This is a genomic window from Hyphomicrobium sp. 802, from assembly GCF_000526135.1.
Taxonomy (GTDB): Bacteria; Pseudomonadota; Alphaproteobacteria; order Rhizobiales; family Hyphomicrobiaceae; genus Hyphomicrobium_B.
In genome coordinates, this window is record NZ_JAFM01000001.1 from 2,418,282 (window position 1) to 2,438,614 (window position 20,333).

The window sequence follows — 20,333 nt, forward strand, 5'->3', positions numbered from 1 at the left end:
TATTCAGAGGCATGACTGGATCCCGGCCTTCGCCGGGATGACGGCTATTTGGAATGGATGGCGGGACGCCTTGTTACAGTCATCCTCGGGCTTGCCACGAGGATCCATCCATCAGTAAGCGTATTGCACGATGGATACTCGGCATGAAGCCCAGGATGACACTCGGTGACTGCTTTGGGACTGAATGGGGCACGGCATTTGCCGCCCCCTCACCCTAACCCTCTCCCCGAGGGGAGAGCGGAAGTTTGAGCGCCTTCCGCTGCACCTTGCCGTTGGCGGTGCGGGGGAGTTTGTCGACGAAGACGATTTCTTTCGGCACCTTGTAGGCAGCGAGGCGTTCGGAGGCGAAGGCTTTGACGGTGTCGGCGTCGATTTTCTCCGCATCGTTGCCGACGACGAATGCGCCGATGATCGATACATCGCTCCGTGTGCGGAGTTCCGAACACGCGACTTCGGCCACGCCGGGGCAGGCTGCGAGTGCGGCTTCGATTTCGAGCGGCGAGACGCGATAGCCGCCCGCGTTCATCAGTTCGTTGGCGCGGCCCAGATGCGTGACGTAGCCATCGGCGTCGATGGAACCGAGATCGCCGCCGACGAACCATTCGCCGCGCATGACTTCAGCTTCCTCGTCTGGGCGGTTCCAATAGCCGAGCATCAGGCCGGGATCGGTGCGATGGACGGCGATCAGGCCTTCGTCGCCAGTCGGCAACGGTTGATTACCGCCGTCCGCGGGAAGGATTGCGATGCGGCGTCCAGCTTGCGGCTTGCCGACGGTACCGGAGCGATAGGGCACGTCTGGACCTGTCGAGATGTACGTCGAGATCTCGCTCATGCCGAGGGCTTCGTAGAGCGGCAGGCCGGTGGTTGCGGTCCATTCTTCGATCAAGCCGGGCGGCGGCGTTTCGCCGGCCGTCAGTCCGTGGCGAAGCTGGCCTAGGGTGCCGCGTTCGGGGCGCGCGTATTTCAGAATTTGGCGATAGACGCCGGGCACGGCGGCGAACAGCGTCGCGCCGGTTGAAGCTATAAGGGCTGGCCAAAGCTCGGGCGCCTTATCGCCGGTACAGACAATGGCCGTTGCGCCGTTCGCCCACGGGTCGGTCAAGCCGACGCCAAGCGTGAACGTCCAGTTGAAGGCACCTGCGTGCAGCATGCGGTCATCGGGCGTGATGCCATACCAGCCCTGATACATCGGGCGGCGGCCGAGAGCGGAGCGCTGTGCGTGCAGCACACCCTTGGGTTTCGACGTCGTGCCGGAGGTGTAGATCAGGAATGCGGGATCGTCGGCGGCGGTCGGTGCGTAGTCGGCGCGCGTCGGTCCGCGCATCAGTAAAGCGACGTCAGCGGATGTCAGGACGATCGCGCCAGGCATGATGTCATCGGTGAGCGGCGACGATGTTGCGATCGCCGTGGCGCCGCTGTCTTCGAGAAGCGATTTCAGTTCCGTTGCCGTCAACTGATCGGACAAGGGGAGAGCGATGAAGCCGCCGGCCATCGCCGCAAAGAACAGCAACGCCGATTGGCTGGAGTTACCAAGGCGAATGGCGATCCGGTCGCCGGGCTTTAGGCCGCGCTCTGCCAGTCCTGCTGCGAGGCGCAGGATAGCGTCTTCGATCTCGGCGAACGTCCAGCTTTCCTGCGGCCGTTCGGGCGTCGCGGTATCGTAGACGAGCAGCGCCGTTTTATCGGGCGTGCTGCGTGCGGCCCGACCGATAGCGTATTCCGCCATGTTGAAGGGCGTGCCGTCTAACGGTGTCATTTCGGCTCGGTCCACCATGTGTCGACGGAATAGCCGAAAAGAGGTGTCTTGTCGGGATGCTTGAGGCGCGCCCAATAGGGCACCCATTGGCGCGGCGTGTAGAACAGCGGCACGACGTAGTCGCCCGACAGCAGGACGCGATCCAATGCGCGTACGGAAGAGACAAAATCCGTTTCGGTGTTAGCGGCGAGCATGGCGTCGATCATCGCGTCGGCGGCTGGGTTTCTGACGCCGGCGAAATTGAACGAGCCCTTTGCGTCAGCCGTTTTTTCCGACCAGCGGAAGAGCTGTTCGTTGCCGGGAGAGAGCGATGCGTACCAGGTGTTCTGGATCATATCGTAATCGAATTCGGTCAACCGCGCCTGATACTGGGCGCTATCGACGAGGCGGACGCGCGCCTGGATTCCGAGCGGCGCGAGGCTTCGCGCGTAACTAAGAAGCAGCGCCTCCTGCGCGTTGCTGTTGGCAAGAATTTCAAAAGAAAGAGTCTGGCCGGTCTTGCCGTTGATCATGCGGCCGTCTTTCAGGACCATGCCCGCCTTTTTCAAAAGCGCAAAGGCTGCGCGTTGGGTCGGGCGGTCCTGGCCGCTGCCGTCAGTCGTCGGGAAGCGATAGGTGCCAGCCATGATCTCGGGCTTAACGGCATCCGGATACGGCGCGAGCAGCTTTTGTTCGTAAGCGTCGGCGGGATGGCCGGTGGAGGCGAGATATGAACGCTCGAAGTAGCTTTCGGTGCGCTTATAGAGACCGTTGTAAAGCGTGCGGTTGCACCATTCGAAATCAAAAAGCATCATCAAAGCGTGCCGGACCATGGGATCGGCAAAGATGGGCCGGCGGGTGTTGAAGACGAGCGCTGTCATGCCTGCCGGTAAGCCGATGTCGAACTCAGCTTTGATGATACGCCCGTCGCGGACGGCGGGGATATTATAGCCCGTGGCCCAGCGGCCCGGATCTTCTTCCAGGCGCAGGTCGATGTTACCGGCCTTGAAGGCTTCGAACATGGATGAGGCGTCGCGGTAGTAATCGAAGCGGATCTCGTCGAAGTTGAAGCGGCCGCGATTGACGGCAAGGTCCTTGCCCCAATAGTTCGGGTTGCGCTGGTAGATGATGGAGCGCCCGGCGTCGATTTTCGACACCGTGTAGGGGCCGGAGCCGACGAGCGGCGTCATCGAGGCAGCTTCGAATTTCTCCGGCGTGGTCGCGTGGGCGGCGAAGACCGGCATCAGGCCAAGGATGAACGGCAGTTCTCGATCGCTGGCGTCTTCGAACGTGAAGCGAACGCTGCGATCGCCGATCTTTTCGGCCTTTGTCACCTTGGCGAAATAGGTCCGGTGATTGGGGCGGCCTTTGTCCTTCAGCAGCTGAAACGAGTTGAGGACATCTTCGGCGGTGACCGGCTGGCCGTCGGAAAATCGCGCGGCTGGGTTAATGGCGAACGTCACGGATTTGTGGTCGTCGGCGATGTCGATCGTCTCGGCGAGCAGGCCATAGAGGGTGAAGGGCTCATCGAGGCTGCGCGCCATCAGACCTTCGATGACAAATTCCCGAATGCCGGATGCGGGCGTGCCGCCGACGATCAGCGGGTTGACGTTTTCATAGGAGCCGAGGACGCCGAGCGTCAGCTTGCCGCCTTTCGGCGCGTTCGGATTTACGTAGGGGAATGCCGTGAAATTGTCCGAAAAGAGCGGTTTTCCGTGCAGTGCGACGGCGCTAACCGGAGCGGCCTCAGCGCTCCAGCCAAGCGTGACCACGAGCAGCAGTGCGAGAGAGAATTTCCCAAATGACATTCCAGGCACCAGAAAGCCGTCCACGTGTTTGGTAAAGCGGGATAATTCCCGGCACTCAAGATGCCCATCGAATAAGCCGTGGGCATGTTCTAGCGGCGGTTTCGACCTGCTGTCCAGCTTGTCGCAGTTGCAGAGCGGCCACGTTTGAGAAGGCTGCGGAAAAGCCCCCAATAGGGGCTCGATCCGGTCACGGGATTGCCGTATTCGGAGCCTTACTCGGCTCAGGAACGGCAAGAGGTATATGCCGGGTCTGCGCGAGCTTGCAATGTCGAGCAAACGGCGCGGCGACTTTGAGGGGACGAACCGGCGGGGCTGGTTCAAAACAAGCGAGGATTTTTACGTTGATGGCAAACGCAGTATTGCGCACGGGCGGTAGGGCGCTCGTTTCAGCCGTTGCTATGTTGGCGGTAATCGCTGCTGCGTCCGCCGGCGCTCAGGCCGCGGACGCCAAAAAGGCGCCGGCGCCTGCGAAGACCGCCGCTGCTAAACCCCAAAGCGCATGGGTCAAGCTTTGCGAGAAGGCGCCTGTCGTCACGAAGGGGCCCGACGGCAAGGACGTCAAGACCGAGAAGTCGCTCTGCCTCACGCATCATGAGCGTCTCGACGGCAATACCGGCATGGTTCTGGTTTCGGCGGCGATCCGCACCGTCGAGGGCTCGCCCAAGAAGTCGCTGATGATCATGGTGCCGCTCGGCATGGCCATCCCGCCGGGCATTCGCGCTGCCGTTTACACGAAGGCCCAATGGGCCGCTGCGTCGAAGGGCGAGAAGATCGACGAGAAGCAGCTGAAGCCTATCGAGCTGCGTTATGCGCTCTGCCATCCGGCCGGCTGCACGGCCGAGACGGAAGCGACGCCTGAGATCTTGAAGGAAATGTCGACGGGCGGCGGCATCATGGTTCTGGCCATGAACGCTGCGGCACAGCCGATCGGCTTCCCGGTTCCGCTCGACGGCTATAACGAAGCCGCTGCAGGTCCTCCGGTCGACAACAAAAAGTACGCCGAAGCTCGCAGCCAGCTGATGGCGCAAATCCGCCAGCGTCAGCAGCAGGCGGCCGAGAAGTGGAAGGCCAGCGAGATGAAGAATCTGCCGCTCGATGGTCCAGGCGCACCTCCGATCGAGAAGGCGCCGACGACGACGAGCTCGACGAAGAAGTAATCGTCGGACGAGCGTTACTCTAAATCGAAACCGCCCCGATCCTGTCGGGGCGGTTTTTTGTTGCGTGGGTACGGGATGCGGTTCCAGGCAGACAGCGGTTGCCTCTCTCGGACTGACGCCGAGGGCGCTCTCTCCTTGGCGAGAAGTGGCAGGGCGCTTCGAGGGAGGGCTTGAGCCTTCAGAGCCGTCTTACGCTGGATTCCCGATCGGCTTCGCAGGCTCGTCCGATCGAGAATGACGATGTTACGAAGACGACGTTAGGTGAGAGGGGTCAGTTATTCGCTTCGGGGCGAAGCCGATAGCCGCCGTTGCCGTCGATGATGAAATGATCTTCGATGTCGGGATGGCGCAGCGGCTGCTGCGTATCGTCGAGCAGCAGGTTCTGCTCGGACACGTAGGCGAGGTAGGTCGTCTCGGCGTTCTCGGCGAAGAGGTGATAGTAGGGCTGGTCCTTGTGAGGGCGGACCTCTTCAGGAATCGACAGCCACCACTCTTCGGTGTTCGCAAACTCCGGATCGATGTCGAAGATCAGTCCGCGGAACGGATAAAGCCGATGGCGGACCACCTGACCGATCGAGAACTTCGCGTGCTTAATGTCACTCATGGCGTGAATGTGTGGCGGTTGCGGTCGTGGCGCAAGCCCATATCCGCGCCCTAGAGGTCGCCATAAAGTGCCGCGCGCTCAGCGTCTTTCGAGGCCACGATCTTGGCCAGATCGACGATGACCTTGGCCTGTTTCCAGGTGGCGTCGTCCTGCATCTTGCCGTCGAGCATGACGGCGCCGGTGCCGTCCGGCATGGCGTCGAGGATGCGCTTGGCGAATTTCACCTCGGCCGGATCGGGGGAGAACACGCGTTTCGCGATTTCAATCTGGGTCGGGTGCAACGTCCAGGCGCCGAGGCAACCCTGGAGAAAAGCGTTACGGAACTGGGCTTCGCAGGCGGCGAGGTCGGAGAAGTCGCCGAACGGGCCGTAGAACGGCTTCAGGCCGTAGGCGAGGCAGGCGTCTACCATCTTGCCAACGGTGTAGTGCCAAAGGTCCTGCTGGTAGAAGGCGCGCGGTGCTGACGGATTGTCCTTCTGGGCGTCGGCCAGCACACCGTAATCGGGGTGGCCGCCGCCGACGCGGGTCGTCTTCATGCCACGGGAGGCGGCGAGGTCGGCCGGGCCGAGGCTCATGCCGTGCATGCGCGGCGAGGCTGCGGCGATGGCTTCGACGTTGTTGACGCCTTCAGCGGTTTCGAGAATGGCGTGGATCAGGATCGGCTTCTTGACGCCGTGCTTGGCTTCGAGCTGGGCCAGAAGCTGGTCGAGGTAGTGGATGTCCCACGGGCCTTCGACCTTCGGTAGCATGATGACGTCGAGCTTGTTGCCGACGGCGGCGACGATTTCGGTGACATCATCGAGAACCCAAGGCGAATTCAGACAGTTGATGCGGGTCCAGACGCCGGTTGCGCCGAAGTCGTTGTCGCGGACCATCTCGATGAAGCCTTTGCGGGCGTTCTCTTTCTGGTCCATCGGCACGGCGTCCTCGAGGTTGCCGAGTACGACGTCGACCTGGGACGCCAGGTCTTTGATTTTGGAGCGGATTTTCTCGTTGTGCGGCGGCACGAAATGGATCATGCGCTCAAGCTTCACAGGCAGCGTGCGATAGGGCTCCGGCGCGCCAATGGCGAGGGGCGAAAAGTGCTTGGCGGGCGTGCGCGTCGAAGCCATCGGCAGCTATCCTGTTCAAACGTTTGGAGGATCGTGCATCCTTTAGGGGACGTGCGGCGGCTGTCAACTCTTTGAAGGCGCCTTGCGACTCCTCTGCGGGGAGCCGGCCGCAAGGCGCGCCACACACGCTCGCCGCCGCGTGCTTGTCGCACCGGCGGGAAAATCGGAGACGGAGCGCGCCGGCACCTGGTGCCGTTCTCGTTCCGAAGAATGAAACAGCGCCTTGGCGCGCTCCGCAGCTGGGATTCTGATCGACCGGTCCGGCATGGGAGGTTCCTTACTCCTCCGACGGTTGGTACCGTATTCGCGCGGATCACCGGACGGTTCGCTCCGTTCGGGCCTCGGGCCGTTACCCCCTTGTGCCGCAAACGTTCGACCAGCCGCTCACCCCCAATCTCCAAACGGTCTCGAGACTGTCCGTCGTATCTTCGAGGCGAGGTGGGGTTAGTATGCGGGCTGCTGGGAACGCGGGGATAAGTTTTTTCAAGACAGCCTGCTTTGCGGTTCAGCTTTGACCAGTCCTGAGATTAGCGGAAACAAGCGGCGCCGCGCCGGCGTAATTCGCGAAGGGGAGGAGCCATCGCGTGACCATCAATGTTTATGAGGGCAGAAGAACAGCATTGCTGCCGCTCTTTCGGCTTGCCGACGAGTCCGACAGCCAAATCGAAAGCTACTACCGTTTAGGCACAATTCTCGCTGCATTCGATGGAACGTCCATTGTCGGCATGGCGCATTTCGTCGAGGAAACGGATTATATCGAACTCGTGAGCCTCGCGGTTCGCGCCGAGTTTCAACGGCAGGGTTTCGGCACGCGCTTGATCGAAGCCGTCGTTTATCATTGTCGTGCGAATAAGATTGGCCGCCTGATTGTCGGCACGGGCGCGTGGGAAACCGACAACATCAATTTTTATCTTCGTCGCGGTTTCCGGATAATCAACGTCAACCGGGGCTTCTTCAGTCCAGAAAAAGGCTATGCTGACGGACGGCGCGATCAGGTGCAGCTGGAAATGTCGATTTAGCTGCAACGAGAGTGCCGCATCATGCCCGAAGGTGCGCCGATGATCGACGTCACGAACCAGCCGCCGCCGCTCGAAAATTACAATCTGCTGTCGAGCGACACGGTGCTTGGCGAGGCTTTGGCGCGCGAGAACGCAGGCTGGGCGGCCGCGCGTCTCGCGATGCTCGGGCGGCAACTCGGAACGCAGGAGATGATCGCGGCAGGCGCGGACGCCAACCGCCACGTGCCTGAACTCAAGATCTACGACCGCTATGGTCATCGTCTCGATGAGGTCCACTTTCACCAGAGTTGGCACAAGCTCTTGGGGCTGGCGCTGGAGGCCGGGCTGCACACAGCGCCGTGGGCCGAGCCGCGGAAAGGTGCGCATGTCGCGCGCGCGGCGGGTTGTTTCATGCTGGCGCAGATCGAGAGCGGGGTCTACTGCCCGGTGTCGATGACGTATGCGTCAGTCGCGACGCTGAAACACGCGCCCGCCATCGCGGACGAATGGCTGCCGAGGATTTACTCGCGAACATATGATCCGAGTTTCCGGCCCGTCGCGCAAAAGACCGGGGCGCTGATCGGCATGGCGATGACGGAGAACCAGGGCGGCTCGGATTTGCGCGCCAACGTCACGCGCGCGGAGTTCTATCGCAGCATCGGGACGCGTCGCTTCTACAAGTTGAGCGGGCACAAGTGGTTCATGTCGGCGCCGATGTGCGATGCATTCCTTGTGCTGGCGCAAACGGCTGCTGGTCCGACGTGCTTTCTCGTGCCGCGCTGGACGCCCGATGGCGTGTGCAATGCGATCCACATTCGCCGGCTAAAAGACAAACTCGGCAATCGTTCGAACGCGTCGAGCGAAGTGGAGTTCGAGGGCGCGCACGGCGAGCTTCTGGGAGAGGAAGGGCGGGGCATCCCGACCATCATCGAGATGGGCAATTATACGCGGCTCGACTGCGCCATCGGAACGTCGGGTCTGATGCGGCAGGGTTTGGTACAGGCGATCCACCACGCGCAGCACCGGCGGGCGTTTCAGAAGTTTCTCGTCGATCAGCCGTTGATGGCGAACGTGCTGGCCGACCTTGCGATCGAGTCCGAGGCTGCGACCGTGCTGACGATGCGGCTTGCGCGCGCCTACGACGAAGACGACGAAGCGTCGCTCGCCTATCGGCGCATCGTGACGCCCGCCGCGAAATTCTGGATCTGCAAGCGTGGCCCGGCGTTTGCGGCGGAGGCGATGGAAGTGCTCGGCGGCAATGGTTACGTCGAGGAGTTCAATTTGGCGCGCATCTATCGCGAGATGCCGCTTAACTCGATCTGGGAAGGTTCGGGCAACATCATGTGCCTGGATGTGCTGCGGGCGTTGTCGCGGTCGAAGACGGCGATGGACATGCTGGAGGGTGAACTGCGCGAAGCTGCGAAGGCGGATCGCAGGCTGGCGGCGTTCGTTACGAAGCTTCAGGAAAGCGCAGGGCGCCTCGATGAAGCGCAGGCGCGGGTGTTCGTTCGCAGCCTGGTGCTGGCCTTGCAGGCAGCGCTGCTGATCCGGCACGCGCCGAGCGAAATTGCAGAGACGTTCTGCGCGACGCGTCTTGCGGGCGAGGCAGGCGGCGCTTTCGGACTATTGCAGGCGGGAACGGACACCAGGGCCATCATCGAACGCGCGGCCCCGGTGTTGAATTAAGGCGTCCGGTCAGCCTTTCGGGTCGGGCGTGGATGATGCATCCGCCGACGCCGAAGGATTTGCGGCAGGACCTGCCGTCTCTGCAACCTGCGGCAGTTCCTTGGCAAGGGCTGCCAGGATGGCATCGACCGGAATGCCGAGCGACTTCGCGATCTGCTGGACGTGCTCATCCCCGAGCGCGGTCTTGATCTGGTCCGGCGTGATCGGCAGGCTGTCCTTGTTCTTGTCGAACCACGACTGCACCTGATCGCCGAAACCGGCGCTTTGCAATTTCGAAAGGATCGTCTGCAGGCCTTCGTTGCCGAGAACGCCCTTGATGAGATCGGGAAGGGCCGCTTGCTCGGCTTGTCCAACGAGATTGCCGACAACTCCCTTCAGCGCATCGCTCCAGGTCATGCATTGCCCTTTCTGTTGATAATTTTTGCCGATGGCGACTGCAAATTCTACGTGCATTAGCGGGGGCGAGCGCACGCGTTTCGTGCAGGAAACCAAACTCACAGTATACCAAAACTGTGCGACATTCCCGTAAATGCTGTCTAGGAAAAACGACCTATTAACGAATGGCATAGGAGGGTTTCGGCGGCCGGCGATTCACCATATCGCCACATGATGATCAAAGTTCGTGGCTACCTCGCACTCATGATCGTGAAAACCTCAATCGCCCCCCTGAGATATCGCAGCCTGCGTCTCGGCTGCGTGAGCCTCGCCGCCCTCGTTGCCGCCACCGCCGCCGCCCGTGCCGACGACTGTACGGACGTGACGACGACGACGGCGCTCACGACGTTTCAGCCGTGCGAAGGCTACAGTGTGGACCTTGACCTCAGCACGCAGCCAACGGACTTGCCGCAGCCGAAGAAGCCGGCGCCGAAGTCAGATGGCATTCCTTGGATCGCGACCGACACCAACGACATTCCGGCGACGTTCAGCACGACGGATACCGGCGTTTCGGTGCGGACCAGCCTTGGCACCTTGCGCGACTACAACAAGCGCAGCGCGTCCGTGACGCTGGAGCAACCCGCATTCGGCGAGACCATCAAACCCGACTTCGCAATGCCGGCGGCGCCGATCGAACGCAAGACGCCGCTCGACGTTTGGACCAACGTCGACCTCAACGGCTACAACGGGTCGCCCGATCAGTCGACGCGGACGGGTTTGGGCGCCGACTATAATTTCAACAAGGCGGCGAAGGTCGGCGTCTCGATCGAGCGCGGCGATACGCGTAATTACGGCACGCCGGGCGTCGTCGCGGATCAGAAGGCTTCTGCCTACGTGACCTTGCAAGCGACGCCGCTGTTGAGTTTTGACGCGCGCACGCAATGGCAAACCGGGAATGCCGAATTCGCAGAGTCGACGGGCGCCGACGAGCGTAGCTCTTTCATCCTAGCGCCGAAGATCAATCACGACTTCAAGCTCGACGATGGCTCGAAGCTTTCGCCCTATCTGAGCTATCAGCGCGAGTTCGATCTCTCGACGTCGCACAAGGACGGCATTGATACCTCGTTCGATGCGACGCAATCGGTCGGCGCGGGTGTGACCTACACGGATTCAAGTGCATACTCGCTGAGCGTTTCGGCCGGGGTCGATAATTTCGGCGTTGCGGATGAAGCGCAGAGCGTATCGAGCAAGTTGCAGTTGAACGTGCCGCTCAACAAATAGCGGAGCGCATTTGGCTTCGTCCCTTGGCGTCGTGCTTGGATGCCGTTTCCACATCTGCATTGCTGCACGATCGATCCTCGGCATAAAGCCGAGGATGGCGGTGGGTCGAGTTCGCTTGGTCGCGAAGTCGCGCTTTTACAGCGGCGCCTTGAAGACGAAGAACGCGCCGAGGGCGATGAACGCAAAGCCGACGGCGTGATTGATGGTGAGGGTTTCACCAAGATACGTGACGGAGAAGATCGAGAAAACCGTCAGCGTGATGACTTCCTGCATGGTTTTCAGTTCAGCGGGATTATAGACCGCGCTGCCGTAGCGGTTGGCGGGAACGGCTAAGCAGTATTCGAAGAAGGCAATGCCCCAGCTCACGATGATGACAAGCCACAGCGGCTTGTTCGTAAATTTAAGGTGACCGTACCAGGCGAAGGTCATGAAGACGTTCGACATCGTCAGCAGGACGATGGGCAGGAGCGACTGAGGGATCATCGGCTGTCCGTTATGGGGCGCGTTGCAGAATGCACATTCGAGGCGTTTGTTCCCTCGAAGTCTACCGCCTACGACGGATCACCAAAAAACGGAACCGGAAATAATCCGCACGCGTTCACGCCTCAGTTGCACGTGACGAGGTGGATGGATGTCTCGCAGCATTCAGGAAACGGTTCCGAAGCTCCTTAAGACGCTTTGGGAACTCGAGAAGGACTTACGCAGCGCTGCTCAAAACAGCGTCGTGCTGCGCCGGGATGAAGCCAAACGACATTTGGCGGACGCGCGGCGCAATCTAGATGCACTTCTCAGCCTCGCGCAAAATGCCCGTCCAGACGAACCGGCGCGACATGACGAACCGCACCGCGACGTTCCGGACGAGCCGCTTCCCACACCACCGGTCAAGCATTGAGGAGAAAAGAATGGCACGCGATCTCATCCTTTGGTTCGCCGGCGTTCCGCTGGTCGTCATCATCGGTCTGCATCTGTTCGGCTTCCTGCACTAAGCGCCGAGAGGCTGAACGGAACGCACAAACCCAGAGCGCACGCTCTGGGTTTTGTTTTGTTCGCCGCTCATGAGCCATCAGCTTGTGCTTGAATCGTCGGCTGCGTCGTCTTTCGCCAGCATGACGGCGACGTGCCGGTTCAGAGCATCTGATGCAAGCGTCGGGAGAAGGGCCGCTCCGATCGGTCCTTTCGAGGCGTCGTAGACCGTTCGCATCTCGCCGTTGCCGTTCCATACGATCAGCGCAAATCCAGCGACGTCGTTACCGACGGCTTCGATGGCGGCTTCGCATTTCGCTAGAAGTTCGGCGCGTGCCAGTTCGGCATCACGCTCGGCGCGCAGCAGTCTTTCAGCATCGAGATCGACGAGATCGGTCATGTTTCGCATCCATCAAGCCTATTCTCCTGTGCTAACGCGCTGACGGGGGAAGCGGTTCTTTTGGGCCCTTTTTGCCGGAAAAGCAGCCATGCGTTTGAGGGCTTGACTAGAATATTGGGTCAGGCATTCTCTTTCGGCCGCGAAACGGAGGCACCGGGCTCGGCCCGGTAGATTGTGAAGGTGTCGGCCGGACGACATCGTATACAATCGAGGTCGTCATGCATTCCGGTACCATTCCCGGCGGTGTGCACGCGAACGCGTGGACCGCATCTCCTTCTCCCGACTGTCTTTCTTCCGAACAAACCTATTCAGGGACGCACACGTTCCTGAGGTCGCCGCGCGTGAAGCAGGCGAAGGCGGGTGATTTCGCGGTCCTCGGTGTGCCGCTCGATATCGCGACGTCGAACCGGCCCGGCGCACGGTTGGGGCCGGATGCGGTTCGGTGCGCATCGGCGCAACTTGCCGAGCTCAAGGCGTATCCGGGTGGCTTCAATCCACTGAGCTATGTGAATGTTGTCGATCTCGGCGACGCGTGGCTCGATTACGGCTTTCCGCAAACGATTCCGGCTGCCATTGAAGATGCGGCGACGAAGGTGGTCGAAACGGGCGCATTCCTGTGCTCGCTGGGTGGCGATCATTTCATCAGCTATCCGCTGCTGAAGGCGCACGCGAAGGTGCACGGCCAGCTGACGCTCATCCATTTCGATGCGCACACAGATACGTGGACGCCGCGAGTCGGCAGGGACGGCAGCGTCGAACTTAATCACGGCACGATGTTCGCCCAGGCGATCGACGACGGGCTGATCGATCCGGCAAAGTCGAGCCAGATCGGCATCCGGACGTGGGTGGACGATCCGAAAGGCATGAACATTTTCGACAACATGGTCGTCGCCGATAAAGGTGCATCGGCCGTCGCGTCGATGGTGAAGGCGCTCACCGGCGACAATCCTTGCTACCTCACGGTCGATATCGATTGTCTCGATCCGGCTTTCGCGCCTGGAACCGGCACGCCGGTGACTGGCGGGCTGATGCCGCGGGAGCTACTCGCCATGTTGCGACAACTCGATGGTTTGAAGATCGTCGGCTGTGACGTCGTCGAAGTAGCTCCGTCTTACGATCAAGGCGGCGTCACGGCGTTGGCGGCCGCAACGGTCGTCTATGAGCAGGCGTGCCGGGTCGCGCGGCAAAACGGGGCCGTCGCGGCCTCATATCCGGTTCCGCGCGTCGGAAACGCTCCCGACTGACATTGGCATCGTTTGCATACGGATGACCCGTTTCGCCGGGAACAGCGGGAGGCTGCTGCCTGCCGCTATGTCTCCTCGTCACGAGAGCCGTGGTGGCTCTCTTTTTCAGCGACGAGAAGGAGGTTTCCCATGGCGTCTTGGACCTGTGTGCTGCGGACCGGCACCCGTTCGGCAGGCGTCTCGATCATAGCGCTGGCTACGGCCACACTGCTTGCGAGCAATGCCAACGCCGTCAGTCTTCGGGTGCAGATCGCGTGTGCAACCGACTATTATGCGCATTGCAGCGCCTATAGTCCGAACAGTCCGCAGGTACGGTCGTGCATGCGAGCCGTCGGTGCCGGGCTTTCGAAGCGATGTGTCGATGCGCTGGTTGCGGCAGGCGAAGTGTCGGCCAAAGAGGTCGCTCATCGGCGCGGCATCTCCGAGACGGCGGCGCGGTAAAATTTTCCGGTATCTCAAAGGCGTTTTGGGCGCGCTCGGCGGCGGACGATGCGCGTGTGCGAACGGGTGGCAATGAAATTTTAACCATGGCGACGAAATGATTAAGCCACTGTTCAATTCGCACTCTGGGAAGTCATGTCGTTGCTTGCCGTCTCGCGTGAACCGGCGTTCGCGTCGCCAGTTGTCCCCCCTTTCCTTGTCTCGCTGCCGCCCATTAGGGTGCAGCCTCGAAAATCAAAACTGCTGAGCGTGCCGCTCGAAGAACTGCGGCCGACGCAAATGGCGGTCGGCATGCGGGCTGTCGCCGCCAAGCGCGATAAAGTGGAGCGGCGGGCGCGCAACAACCGCAAGCTCCGCCGCTTTCTGGAAGACCGGCCGATCCCGGCCGTCCGCGGGCCGAACGACGATCTCTTCATTATCGATCATCATCATTTGAGTCTGGCGCTGCTCAAAAGCGACGTCGAAGAGGCGTTCGTGACGGTGGTCGGCGATCTTTCGCATCTGCCGCGCAAGAGATTTTTGCAGAAGATGGCCGAGCTCGGATTGCTGCACGCTTATGACGGGCATGGCCGTGCGGTCGCTCCGACGAAACTGCCCGAGCGGCTCGATGACATGCGGTGCGATCCGTACCGGGATCTGGCGTGGTCGGTGAGAGGGGCGGGCGGCTTCGCCAAGACGGGCAAGCCCTATGCCGAATTCCGATGGGCGGACTTCTTCCGCACGCGCATCCCGCGTTCGACGGTCCGGCGCGATTTTGACTATGCACACGACCGGGCCATGTGGCTTGCCCGGTCGCGAGAGGCGGCAAGAATGCCGGGTTACATCGGCCGCTGAACGGCCAACGCCGCAGATCAGTGGCGCGGTGTGTTGAAGCTGAACTCGAACTCGTCGTTCATGTTCTGCATGTTCTGAGCTGCTTGGCGCCAGTCGGCTCCGGCTGCCATGCCCGGCGGCGGTTCGATCTCGCCCTGGACCTGATGATGATGGTCCTGCTGATCGATGGCCTGAACAGGCTGAGCGGGTCCGCGAACCGGCAGCGCGCAAAGACGGGACGCCAGTTCCTGAAGTTCGCCGAGGATCGCTTCGCGGCGAAGCTCATGCTGCAGTGAGACGTTGCGGACGTCGCGCAGCAACTGCTCGTCGACGCGGCGTAGCGCATCGGACAGCGTGCGGACGAAGTCCTGCTCGGTGCGGGCATTCTCGGCGAGGCGGCTCAACATTTCTTCGACGTTTTTGGAAAGGTCCGTCATCGGTTTCTCCTCGCAGGGTTGTTGAGCCTTAGTAGACCAAACCGATTGATTCGCATGGCTAAAAAATGTTGCAGATATACTCAACGAATGATCTATGCACAGCTTGAGTCGTCGGCATGCGGACTTTCGTCGTGGTTCGTTTGGATGGCAGCGAGCAAATTAAAAGCGCCCCGCACGAGATGCGGAGCGCTATTTTTTCCGGGAAGATCAAGCCGTCGCAGATCGCGCGTTAACACCGCCGCGTAAGGACGATGCGTCTGGCTTCAGCCGGTGACGTCATCACCGACAAGGTAAGAGCGAGCCGCGACTGGCGATCGATTACGACCGCGTCAGCGTCAAGCCTGCAACACCCGCTGAGAGATTGAGACCCGTCTGGCCTTCGACGCTGACCGGCTGGAGTACGACGGACTGATTCGAGCCGCCGACGAGAGCGTTGGCGCTCGCACCGATCCCAACGGCCGCGCCCGCCGTGACGCCGCCGTAGCTTCCTTCAAGAGCGTCGCCCGGCATGGCGTTCGTGCCGCCGAGAACCGTCCAGACGAGCGTGCTGGCGCCGGTGAAGCCGATGTCGACGCCGACCTGGGTGATCGTCGCGTGATAGGGGAACACGCGTCCGCTGACCGCCGTCGTGAATTCGCAGTTCATGCTCTCTTTCGAACCGAAGATGAGGCCCACGCCACCATGGCCGTGGCAGGTCAACGTGCCGAGCGCGACCTTCGGGTCGGCTGATGCGGGCGAAACCGTTGCGAGCGCTGCTGCGAGGAGCGCGGCGCTGCCTGCCAACAGGCGCAAACGGATGGGCGAAAGGGTCATTGTCGTCTCTCCTGACATCGCTCGATCGTTCGCAGCCACTATTGGCCACGGACGACGCAGATAAGAAAACTCAAAACGGTCGGATATTTCGAGCCCCGTACTGACACTGTGAGGTAGCTTCCTAAAGGCACCCTACAGTGGCTGCAACTGATGTGGTGCAGACGTACCTCGGATGGAAGCGGACGCCAATTGATGCTTATCAATTAGACGGATGACGTCTCGGATAATTGACTTTTTATGCGCCGTTCAATCTTGAGCGAGTCGGGATGCCTACTGCGGTTCCAGCATCTCTTTCAATTCCTTGGTGCGCCGCAGCGTCTTGTCGGTCATGCAACCGAGAATCGCGGAGGTGGCACCGGTGCCGTTGGTCCATACCTGCGCCATGACATCCTTACAGTCGGCATCGCGGTAGGCGATCCAGGCGCGCTGTGAGCCCCGCAGCGCCTCTTCGAAACTTTTTGCGTCGTAGGGCTTCTCAAGGTTGCGGGCGCGGGTGACCTTCAACGCCGAAGCGTAAGCCGCGTTCAGGGCCTTGTCGGCGGCTTGATACTCCTTGTCAGCGCAGAAATTGATTTCGACGGTCGATTCCGCTTTGGCGCAATCGATCGGTTCATCGGCTGAGGCGGGTGCGGCGAACGCGAGCGATGAAACTCCGACGATCATGCAAAGCGTTCTGGCGTCGAGATGCGGCATGGGGCGAACTCCGGGCGGCTGTGGTTCCAAGTCGATGTGTTAGACGGAGCGGCGCCCTATCGGAAGGCTGTCGGAGCGAAGATTTCGGCAGCATGGCGAATGAAACGTTTTCTCTGCAATTGCCGTCTTTTACCGTAACCCCCACATTGTCTGGGGATGAGAGATCCGATGCGTGCCGAAGCTTACAGCTATCGCGACGATGCGGCTGTGCCGCCGTTCGACGACACGCGTCCGATCGTAATTTTCGATGGGCTCTGCGTGCTGTGCTCGGGCGGCGTGCAGTGGATGCTTGCGCGCGATCCCAAGGGCGAGAGCCGCTTCGCAGTCATTCAGGATCCGTTGCCGCAAGCGCTCTATCGGCATTACGGCCTCGACGCGGCGGCGTTCGATACATTCATGGTTCTCAGGGACGGTTTGCCCTATACGCGGTGGGCCGGTGTTCTCGCGGCGGCGCGGACGCTGCCGCAACCGTGGCGGTTCCTCGGTTTCGCCGGGCGCATTGTTCCCGATGCCATTGGCGACCGGATCTACGATTGGGTCCAGCGCAACAGACTGAAGTGGTTCGGGGAGCGGCAGGCGTGCCGACGTCCGACGCCGAGCGAGACCGCTCGCTTTCTGACCGAGCCATGACGGTCGTTTTTCGTTTGAATAATGGAGGTAACGATGAGCTGGCTGACCCATAACGATCCTATTCCGGGCGACCGGCGATCTTGCGATGCGGTGGAGCAAGTGATCGTTCCGCGGGCGCGCGATCTCGGCGGCTTCTCGGTACGCCGTGCTTTGCCTTCGGCACAGCGCCAGATGGTCGGGCCTTTCATCTTCTTCGATCAGATGGGACCGGCGCAGTTCATTGCGGGGAAGGGGATCGACGTCAGGCCGCATCCGCACATCGGGTTGGCGACGGTGACGTATCTTTTCGACGGTGAGATCACGCATCGCGACAGCCTCGGATCGGCGTTGTCCATTCGGCCCGGCGAGGTCAATCTGATGACGGCGGGCCGCGGCATCGTTCATTCCGAACGTACGGGGCCTGAGGCGCGCGCCGTTGGGCAAGACCTGTTCGGAATCCAGTCGTGGATGGCGCTGCCCAAATCGCACGAAGAGACGGCGCCGAGCTTCGTGCATCTCGACGTCGCCGCGTTGCCTCGGCTGGAAGGCGATGGAAAGCGCGTGCGCATCATCATGGGCAGTCTTTACGGCGAGACGTCGCCTGCCGAGTTTCCGCACGCCTCGTTCTATGCGGAAGCAATGCTGGCGCCGGGCGCAGTTCTGCCGCTCGATCCCGATTACGACGAGCGTGCCGTTTATATCGCGTCGGGCCGCATTGATATTGCCGGGCAGTCGTTCGATGCCGGACAGCTTCTCGTTTTCAAGCCGGGCGACCGGATTTCCATTCTTGCGGAGTCGAATGCACGGCTCATGCTGCTCGGCGGAGAGCCGATGGATGGGCCACGGCACATCTGGTGGAATTTCGTGTCGTCATCGCAGGACCGCATCGAGGCGGCGAAAGACGAGTGGCGGCAAGGCCGTTTCGACATCGTTCCCGGCGACGCAGAGGAATTTATTCCGCTGCCGGACGACCGCTAACTGGATTCTCATCTTAAAGTTCCGCGCGTGGCGATATTTTTCGAATAAAGCAACGTGTTAGCTGCGGTTCACTTGCGGGTCGCAAATCCGGCGGCAGTGACGCCCATATTTCATCCTGAGTTGGTGCTCCGTGGTGGGTGCGGATCACACCGTTTGCCGTTTCGCAGAACCGCATTTGGGTGGGCGGTGTGAAGGGACAAGCGAACTCGTGAAGCAACAATCTCGGGAGACCAAAATGCGAAACTTGTTCCTAGCCGTTGCCCTGGCGTTGGGCCTTGGCTTCGCTGCGACCGGTGCTCAGGCTGCGGCCGTCGGCGGCAACGTCGCTGCGATCGATGCGGTTGCAAAGAGCGGCAATAGCGCGGTCGAGAAGACGTACTACCGGCGCGGATATTACGGCCGCCATCGCTATTGGCGTCGTGGCTATTACGGCTATCGCCCTTATTGGCGCCGCCGTTACTACGGGCGTCCGTACTACTACGGTTATCGTCCGTACCGCCGTCACTGGCGCCACGGTTACTACAATCGCTGGTAATCGGACCTAAGTAGCGATCTCTCTCAGGGGGACGGGACGAGCTTAGCCTCGTCCCCTGTAGGGCGCGACGCCTTGATCGGGCAGCCAGATGTCCGCCGGCGCCGCGCCTGTTTGCCAGAAGACGTCAATCGGAATGCCGCCGCGCGGATACCAGTAGCCGCCGATGCGCAGATATTTCGGCTTGATGAGCGCGGCGATGCGCTTGCCGATCGCAACCGTGCAGTCTTCGTGAAACGCGCCGTGATTGCGGAACGCGGCGAGGTAAAGCTTCAGCGACTTGCTCTCGAGCAGCCATTTTCCCGGCACGTAATCGATGACGAGATGGGCGAAGTCGGGCTGGCCGGTCACCGGACAAAGCGAGGTAAATTCCGGCGCCGTGAAGCGGGCGAGATAATCCGTATCGGTATGCGGATTGGCAACGCGCTCAAGCTCGGCTTTCTCAGGGCTGTCGGGAATGCCGACCTGTTTGCCGAGCTGCGTGACGTCCGGCTTCGATGCCGCCATGGCGCGTTACTCCGCAGCCAGGCGCGTTTCGGGCGCGGGCCCACGGTAAATGCAACCCTCGTTGCAGCTATCGCGGTGAACTTCGACCTGGGCCAAACCGGGGATGCGGTTGGCGAGGCGGTTCCAGATCCACATGGCGATGCGTTCCAGCGTCGGCGCTTCGAGGCCATCGATCTCGTTCAGCATGCGGTGGTCGAGCGCGTCTTCGGTGTCGGCAAGCGCGGCGGCAAGCTCATCGAAATGAAAGATGTAGCCCGTTTTTGGTCCGGGTTCGCCGTCGATGACAATGCGCGCACGGAAAGAATGGCCATGCACGCGCGAATTCGGCGAGCCTGGCGGTGCCGACGGCAGAAAATGGGCCGCCTCGAACCGGAATTCCTTATAGATCTGCATGGCGCTCAAATAGGGGATTTTCCCGGCGTCCGCCACCCCCGGTAGCAGGCCAAATCCGCGCCAAACGGGCGCGGAAAGCCCGAACGTTAAGGGATTCCGAGCAATTTGTGGGTCTGCACCGACAGCCGCCAGGCCGGATTGGCCTTGCAGTAGGCGATAGCGGCTTGGGTATTTGCAACTTGATCGGGGCCGTCCATCGGCTGGAGGAACCGCTGCTCGAAGGCGAGATCGAGGTATCCGGCCGGATCAATGCCCGTTTGCGGGAAGACGAGCTTCAACTCGTGGCCGTGGCGCTGTTTCAGGTCGGCGCCTGCTTTCGGCGAGACGCAGATCCAGTCGATGGTATCGAGCGCGGGGAGCGTGCCGTTCGTCTCCATGGCGATGCGGAAGCCTTCGGCGTGGAGTGCATCGACGAGGTCCTGATCGACCTGCAGCATCGGCTCGCCGCCGGTTAGAACAACGAACTTCGGCGAATCCGTTGTGGGCATCGCGGCGTCGCGGCAGGCACGGGCGAGAACTTCGGCCGTGTCGAAGCGTCCGCCGCCTGGGCCGTCCGTACCGACAAAATCGGTATCGCAGAATTGGCAGGTGGCTTTGGCGCGGTCCTGCTCGCGACCGCTCCAGAGATTGCAGCCGGCGAACCGGCAAAACACCGCAGGCGTCCCGGCGTTCGCGCCCTCGCCTTGTAGCGTATAGAAGATCTCTTTGACGGCATACATGCCGGATACCTACGGCGCCGGGGGCGCCAGTCAAG

Annotated in this window: 24 protein-coding genes; 11 read left to right on the plus strand and 13 right to left on the minus strand. The window is 61.3% G+C overall.

The window, feature by feature from the left end; genetic code table 11:
• Positions 1-214: 214 nt before the first annotated feature.
• Positions 215-1,756 (minus strand): class I adenylate-forming enzyme family protein, encoded by a 1,542-nt coding sequence (locus tag HYP802_RS0112075; RefSeq protein ID WP_013947562.1) that lies wholly within the window; start codon positions 1,754-1,756, stop codon positions 215-217.
• Positions 1,753-3,543, minus strand: coding sequence for an extracellular solute-binding protein (locus tag HYP802_RS0112080; protein WP_024275833.1), 1,791 nt, complete (start codon positions 3,541-3,543; stop codon positions 1,753-1,755). Before HYP802_RS0112080 ends, HYP802_RS0112075 begins: the two co-directional genes overlap by 4 nt.
• Before the next feature lie 344 nt (positions 3,544-3,887).
• Between HYP802_RS0112080 and HYP802_RS0112085 the strand changes: the two genes are divergently transcribed.
• Positions 3,888-4,700 carry an invasion associated locus B family protein gene (locus HYP802_RS0112085; protein ID WP_013947564.1) on the plus strand — a complete coding sequence of 271 codons (813 nt, stop codon included), beginning with the start codon at positions 3,888-3,890 and terminating at the stop codon, positions 4,698-4,700.
• Positions 4,701-4,971: 271 nt separating this feature from the next.
• Here HYP802_RS0112085 and hspQ read toward each other — a convergent pair whose 3' ends face one another.
• Positions 4,972-5,304, minus strand: a complete 333-nt coding sequence (gene hspQ, locus HYP802_RS0112090; RefSeq protein ID WP_013947565.1) for a heat shock protein HspQ — start codon at positions 5,302-5,304, stop codon at positions 4,972-4,974.
• 50 nt (positions 5,305-5,354) lie between these two features.
• Entirely contained in the window at positions 5,355-6,416 is a 1,062-nt protein-coding gene (locus HYP802_RS0112095; protein ID WP_013947566.1) for a CoA ester lyase, read from the minus strand.
• A gap of 584 nt (positions 6,417-7,000) precedes the next feature.
• Here HYP802_RS0112095 and HYP802_RS0112100 point away from each other — a divergent pair.
• Together HYP802_RS0112100 and HYP802_RS0112105 are read left to right on the plus strand one after the other, a co-directional pair.
• Complete coding sequence (locus HYP802_RS0112100; RefSeq protein ID WP_024275834.1) at positions 7,001-7,435, plus strand: GNAT family N-acetyltransferase; 435 nt, start codon at positions 7,001-7,003, stop codon at positions 7,433-7,435.
• 21 nt (positions 7,436-7,456) lie between these two features.
• Positions 7,457-9,100 (plus strand): isovaleryl-CoA dehydrogenase, encoded by a 1,644-nt coding sequence (locus tag HYP802_RS0112105; RefSeq protein WP_024275835.1) that lies wholly within the window; start codon positions 7,457-7,459, stop codon positions 9,098-9,100.
• Positions 9,101-9,109: 9 nt separating this feature from the next.
• Here HYP802_RS0112105 and HYP802_RS0112110 read toward each other — a convergent pair whose 3' ends face one another.
• Entirely contained in the window at positions 9,110-9,496 is a 387-nt protein-coding gene (locus tag HYP802_RS0112110) for a YidB family protein (RefSeq protein WP_024275836.1), read from the minus strand.
• Between the two features lie 210 nt (positions 9,497-9,706).
• On the opposite strand from HYP802_RS0112110, the gene HYP802_RS0112115 reads away from it, so the two are divergent.
• Positions 9,707-10,756 carry a hypothetical protein gene (locus tag HYP802_RS0112115; protein ID WP_024275837.1) on the plus strand — a complete coding sequence of 350 codons (1,050 nt, stop codon included), beginning with the start codon at positions 9,707-9,709 and terminating at the stop codon, positions 10,754-10,756.
• Between the two features lie 135 nt (positions 10,757-10,891).
• On the opposite strand, the gene HYP802_RS0112120 is transcribed toward HYP802_RS0112115, so the two are convergent.
• Entirely contained in the window at positions 10,892-11,239 is a 348-nt protein-coding gene (locus tag HYP802_RS0112120) for a DMT family protein (protein WP_013947571.1), read from the minus strand.
• A gap of 347 nt (positions 11,240-11,586) precedes the next feature.
• Here HYP802_RS0112120 and HYP802_RS23635 point away from each other — a divergent pair, with 347 nt between their 5' ends.
• Positions 11,587-11,742: a hypothetical protein gene (locus HYP802_RS23635; protein WP_155831218.1), complete on the plus strand. Its 156-nt coding sequence runs from the start codon at positions 11,587-11,589 to the stop codon at positions 11,740-11,742.
• Between the two features lie 77 nt (positions 11,743-11,819).
• Here the strand turns inward: HYP802_RS23635 and HYP802_RS0112135 are convergent, their stop codons facing one another.
• Positions 11,820-12,119 carry a hypothetical protein gene (locus tag HYP802_RS0112135; protein ID WP_024275839.1) on the minus strand — a complete coding sequence of 100 codons (300 nt, stop codon included), beginning with the start codon at positions 12,117-12,119 and terminating at the stop codon, positions 11,820-11,822.
• Positions 12,120-12,337: 218 nt separating this feature from the next.
• Between HYP802_RS0112135 and speB the strand changes: the two genes are divergently transcribed.
• From speB to HYP802_RS0112150, 3 genes are all read left to right on the plus strand, one after another.
• A complete protein-coding gene (gene speB / locus HYP802_RS0112140) occupies positions 12,338-13,363 on the plus strand; it encodes an agmatinase (protein WP_024275840.1) in 1,026 nt (341 codons plus the stop codon).
• A gap of 129 nt (positions 13,364-13,492) precedes the next feature.
• Positions 13,493-13,804 carry a hypothetical protein gene (locus tag HYP802_RS0112145; protein WP_013947576.1) on the plus strand — a complete coding sequence of 104 codons (312 nt, stop codon included), beginning with the start codon at positions 13,493-13,495 and terminating at the stop codon, positions 13,802-13,804.
• A gap of 135 nt (positions 13,805-13,939) precedes the next feature.
• The gene (locus HYP802_RS0112150) at positions 13,940-14,638 is read left to right on the plus strand and encodes a ParB-like protein (protein ID WP_013947577.1); all 699 of its coding nucleotides are present in this window, start codon (positions 13,940-13,942) and stop codon (positions 14,636-14,638) included.
• Between the two features lie 17 nt (positions 14,639-14,655).
• Here the strand turns inward: HYP802_RS0112150 and HYP802_RS0112155 are convergent, their stop codons facing one another.
• From HYP802_RS0112155 to HYP802_RS0112170, 3 genes are all read right to left on the minus strand, one after another.
• The gene (locus HYP802_RS0112155; protein ID WP_013947578.1) at positions 14,656-15,054 is read right to left on the minus strand and encodes a hypothetical protein; all 399 of its coding nucleotides are present in this window, start codon (positions 15,052-15,054) and stop codon (positions 14,656-14,658) included.
• Between the two features lie 318 nt (positions 15,055-15,372).
• Entirely contained in the window at positions 15,373-15,867 is a 495-nt protein-coding gene (locus HYP802_RS0112165; protein ID WP_013947579.1) for a DUF992 domain-containing protein, read from the minus strand.
• A gap of 270 nt (positions 15,868-16,137) precedes the next feature.
• On the minus strand, positions 16,138-16,560 hold the full coding sequence (locus tag HYP802_RS0112170; RefSeq protein WP_013947580.1) for a lysozyme inhibitor LprI family protein: 423 nt from the start codon (positions 16,558-16,560) through the stop codon (positions 16,138-16,140).
• A gap of 168 nt (positions 16,561-16,728) precedes the next feature.
• Here HYP802_RS0112170 and HYP802_RS0112175 point away from each other — a divergent pair, with 168 nt between their 5' ends.
• The 3 genes from HYP802_RS0112175 to HYP802_RS0112185 all read left to right on the plus strand — a co-directional run bounded on the left by HYP802_RS0112175 (position 16,729) and on the right by HYP802_RS0112185 (position 18,682).
• Complete coding sequence (locus HYP802_RS0112175) at positions 16,729-17,190, plus strand: DCC1-like thiol-disulfide oxidoreductase family protein (RefSeq protein ID WP_013947581.1); 462 nt, start codon at positions 16,729-16,731, stop codon at positions 17,188-17,190.
• Positions 17,191-17,223: 33 nt separating this feature from the next.
• Positions 17,224-18,147 (plus strand): pirin family protein, encoded by a 924-nt coding sequence (locus tag HYP802_RS0112180; RefSeq protein WP_013947582.1) that lies wholly within the window; start codon positions 17,224-17,226, stop codon positions 18,145-18,147.
• A 235-nt stretch (positions 18,148-18,382) separates the two neighbouring features.
• Complete coding sequence (locus HYP802_RS0112185; RefSeq protein ID WP_013947583.1) at positions 18,383-18,682, plus strand: hypothetical protein; 300 nt, start codon at positions 18,383-18,385, stop codon at positions 18,680-18,682.
• A gap of 42 nt (positions 18,683-18,724) precedes the next feature.
• Here HYP802_RS0112185 and queF read toward each other — a convergent pair whose 3' ends face one another.
• The 3 genes from queF to queE all read right to left on the minus strand — a co-directional run bounded on the left by queF (position 18,725) and on the right by queE (position 20,298).
• Complete coding sequence (queF, locus tag HYP802_RS0112190) at positions 18,725-19,186, minus strand: preQ(1) synthase (protein ID WP_013947584.1); 462 nt, start codon at positions 19,184-19,186, stop codon at positions 18,725-18,727.
• 6 nt (positions 19,187-19,192) lie between these two features.
• Complete coding sequence (locus tag HYP802_RS0112195; protein ID WP_013947585.1) at positions 19,193-19,579, minus strand: 6-carboxytetrahydropterin synthase; 387 nt, start codon at positions 19,577-19,579, stop codon at positions 19,193-19,195.
• An 86-nt stretch (positions 19,580-19,665) separates the two neighbouring features.
• Complete coding sequence (queE, locus tag HYP802_RS0112200) at positions 19,666-20,298, minus strand: 7-carboxy-7-deazaguanine synthase (protein ID WP_013947586.1); 633 nt, start codon at positions 20,296-20,298, stop codon at positions 19,666-19,668.
• Positions 20,299-20,333 lie beyond the last annotated feature (35 nt).

Coding starts and splice junctions, on each gene's coding strand:
- HYP802_RS0112075 (WP_013947562.1), bottom strand. CDS start 1,756: ATGACACCGTTAGACGGCACGCCCTTCAACATGGCGGAATACGCTATC.
- HYP802_RS0112080 (WP_024275833.1), bottom strand. CDS start 3,543: ATGTCATTTGGGAAATTCTCTCTCGCACTGCTGCTCGTGGTCACGCTT.
- HYP802_RS0112085 (WP_013947564.1), top strand. CDS start 3,888: ATGGCAAACGCAGTATTGCGCACGGGCGGTAGGGCGCTCGTTTCAGCC.
- hspQ (WP_013947565.1), bottom strand. CDS start 5,304: ATGAGTGACATTAAGCACGCGAAGTTCTCGATCGGTCAGGTGGTCCGC.
- HYP802_RS0112095 (WP_013947566.1), bottom strand. CDS start 6,416: ATGGCTTCGACGCGCACGCCCGCCAAGCACTTTTCGCCCCTCGCCATT.
- HYP802_RS0112105 (WP_024275835.1), top strand. CDS start 7,457: ATGCCCGAAGGTGCGCCGATGATCGACGTCACGAACCAGCCGCCGCCG.
- HYP802_RS0112110 (WP_024275836.1), bottom strand. CDS start 9,496: ATGACCTGGAGCGATGCGCTGAAGGGAGTTGTCGGCAATCTCGTTGGA.
- HYP802_RS0112115 (WP_024275837.1), top strand. CDS start 9,707: ATGATGATCAAAGTTCGTGGCTACCTCGCACTCATGATCGTGAAAACC.
- HYP802_RS0112120 (WP_013947571.1), bottom strand. CDS start 11,239: ATGATCCCTCAGTCGCTCCTGCCCATCGTCCTGCTGACGATGTCGAAC.
- HYP802_RS23635 (WP_155831218.1), top strand. CDS start 11,587: ATGACGAACCGCACCGCGACGTTCCGGACGAGCCGCTTCCCACACCAC.
- HYP802_RS0112135 (WP_024275839.1), bottom strand. CDS start 12,119: ATGACCGATCTCGTCGATCTCGATGCTGAAAGACTGCTGCGCGCCGAG.
- speB (WP_024275840.1), top strand. CDS start 12,338: ATGCATTCCGGTACCATTCCCGGCGGTGTGCACGCGAACGCGTGGACC.
- HYP802_RS0112145 (WP_013947576.1), top strand. CDS start 13,493: ATGGCGTCTTGGACCTGTGTGCTGCGGACCGGCACCCGTTCGGCAGGC.
- HYP802_RS0112150 (WP_013947577.1), top strand. CDS start 13,940: ATGTCGTTGCTTGCCGTCTCGCGTGAACCGGCGTTCGCGTCGCCAGTT.
- HYP802_RS0112155 (WP_013947578.1), bottom strand. CDS start 15,054: ATGACGGACCTTTCCAAAAACGTCGAAGAAATGTTGAGCCGCCTCGCC.
- HYP802_RS0112165 (WP_013947579.1), bottom strand. CDS start 15,867: ATGACCCTTTCGCCCATCCGTTTGCGCCTGTTGGCAGGCAGCGCCGCG.
- HYP802_RS0112170 (WP_013947580.1), bottom strand. CDS start 16,560: ATGCCGCATCTCGACGCCAGAACGCTTTGCATGATCGTCGGAGTTTCA.
- HYP802_RS0112175 (WP_013947581.1), top strand. CDS start 16,729: ATGCGTGCCGAAGCTTACAGCTATCGCGACGATGCGGCTGTGCCGCCG.
- HYP802_RS0112180 (WP_013947582.1), top strand. CDS start 17,224: ATGAGCTGGCTGACCCATAACGATCCTATTCCGGGCGACCGGCGATCT.
- HYP802_RS0112185 (WP_013947583.1), top strand. CDS start 18,383: ATGCGAAACTTGTTCCTAGCCGTTGCCCTGGCGTTGGGCCTTGGCTTC.
- queF (WP_013947584.1), bottom strand. CDS start 19,186: ATGGCGGCATCGAAGCCGGACGTCACGCAGCTCGGCAAACAGGTCGGC.
- HYP802_RS0112195 (WP_013947585.1), bottom strand. CDS start 19,579: ATGCAGATCTATAAGGAATTCCGGTTCGAGGCGGCCCATTTTCTGCCG.
- queE (WP_013947586.1), bottom strand. CDS start 20,298: ATGTATGCCGTCAAAGAGATCTTCTATACGCTACAAGGCGAGGGCGCG.